Origin of the sequence: Vibrio fujianensis (genome assembly GCF_002749895.1) — a bacterium.
In the GTDB taxonomy this organism is placed as follows: Bacteria; Pseudomonadota; Gammaproteobacteria; order Enterobacterales; family Vibrionaceae; genus Vibrio; species Vibrio fujianensis.
Genome location: NZ_NBUS01000054.1, coordinates 591841 through 593418 on the forward strand (window position 1 = coordinate 591841; position 1578 = coordinate 593418).

Consider the following 1578-nt stretch of genomic DNA (forward strand, 5'->3'; position numbering starts at 1 on the left):
CACCAACAGAATACCTAATAGCCCAATTAGTAAACTGAGCTTAATTTTTACTGAGAGATTCTTAAACATTGCCAGATTCCTTATTTAGGTGATGAACATCATGTTCTTCATCTGATAAACGTAGTTTTCCTTCACTTCTTCAATTCATACCCTTGTTCAGTGAATCGTAAATTGTTGAGATTCTTGCTGAATAATTTGCTGTGTTAAACTTGGAATATCGAGGATAAGCGCTATATCCCCATTACCTAAGATCGTTGAACCACTGATCCCTTGAATATTGGTAAAGATTGGACCGAGCGGTTTAATCACGGTTTGTAACTCGCCCAAGAGTCGATCAACCACAAGTCCAACCATTTGCCCCCCGGTTTGCACCACCACAACATTTTGCCGCCGAGGCGCGCGGTAATTTAGATTAAACTGTTTACGTAGATCGATTAAGGGTAAAACGTTGCCTCTTAAATTAAGATGATTGGTTACTTTACCGGTCCGTTTTTCAAGGTGATGATTCAGTTCAACGCACTCTTTCACTGAATCAAGGGGGACGACAAACTCTTCTTGACCGACTTCAACCAAAAAACCGTCAATAATGGCTAAGGTGAGCGGAAGCATGAGTCGGATAGTCGTTCCGACAGAGACTTCACTTTCGATTTCAACCCGGCCTCGTAATTCGTGAATATTTCGCCGAACCACATCCATTCCAACCCCTCGACCAGAAAGATTGGACACCTCTTTGGCCATTGAAAAACCCGGTTCAAAAATAAGTTGATACGTTTCTTCACGGCTAAGAACGCTCTGTGGATCAATTAAGCCTCTTTCTATCGCTTTTAGACGAATTTTCTCGGTATCCAACCCCTTTCCGTCGTCGCTAATTTCTAACACAATATTTCCTGAATCATGGTAAGCGTTGAGGGTAATGTTTCCAGCAGTGGATTTTCCTCGTGCTTTGCGACTATCTGGAGATTCAATGCCATGATCAATGGCATTACGAATAAGATGCATCAACGGGTCGCCTATTTTCTCAACGACTGATTTATCCAATTCGGTCTCTGCGCCATGGATAACTAGCTCAATTTCTTTTCCCAGCTCTTTCGATACATCCCTAACGACCCGTTGAAATCGAATAAAGGTCGTCCCTATCGGTACCATTCTTAATTTGAGCGCGGCATCTCTCACTTCTTCTAATAATCCATTTAAACAGGACACTGACTCTTGCAATACACTATCTGCATAGTGGCTGGCCTGTAGTGCGCATCCAGCGCCAGCAGTCACCAGTTCACCAATAAGATTAATCAACGTGTCGAGCTTCTCGGCATCGACACGTAAACTTTTTGAATCACGATGCTGTGTTTCATTAGCAGCTTTAGACTTAGGGGCATTTGCATTCACTAAGGGAGTCGTAGACTCGATGCGCTCGACACCGATCGTCGAGCTACAATCGGTAGATTCACTCACCGATAAACCACAATAGTGAAAATGGGATGGGTTTTGCTGGCTGAGTTGTTGTAAATTGGCCATAAAATCAGCCGTACACTGCTCCTCAGTAAACACCCAGACCTCTCCTTCATCACGAATAAATTC

2 protein-coding genes are annotated in these 1578 nt (G+C 43.2%); both read right to left on the reverse strand.

Features of this window, described 5'->3' with window-relative positions; all coding sequences use genetic code 11:
- Positions 1-69 (reverse strand): hypothetical protein (locus B7C60_RS20110; RefSeq protein WP_425445527.1); only part of this gene is annotated, 69 nt, incomplete at its 3' end.
- An 87-nt stretch (positions 70-156) separates the two neighbouring features.
- Positions 157-1578: chemotaxis protein CheA (locus B7C60_RS15825; protein ID WP_245869587.1), on the reverse strand; the 1422-nt coding region annotated here is incomplete at its 5' end.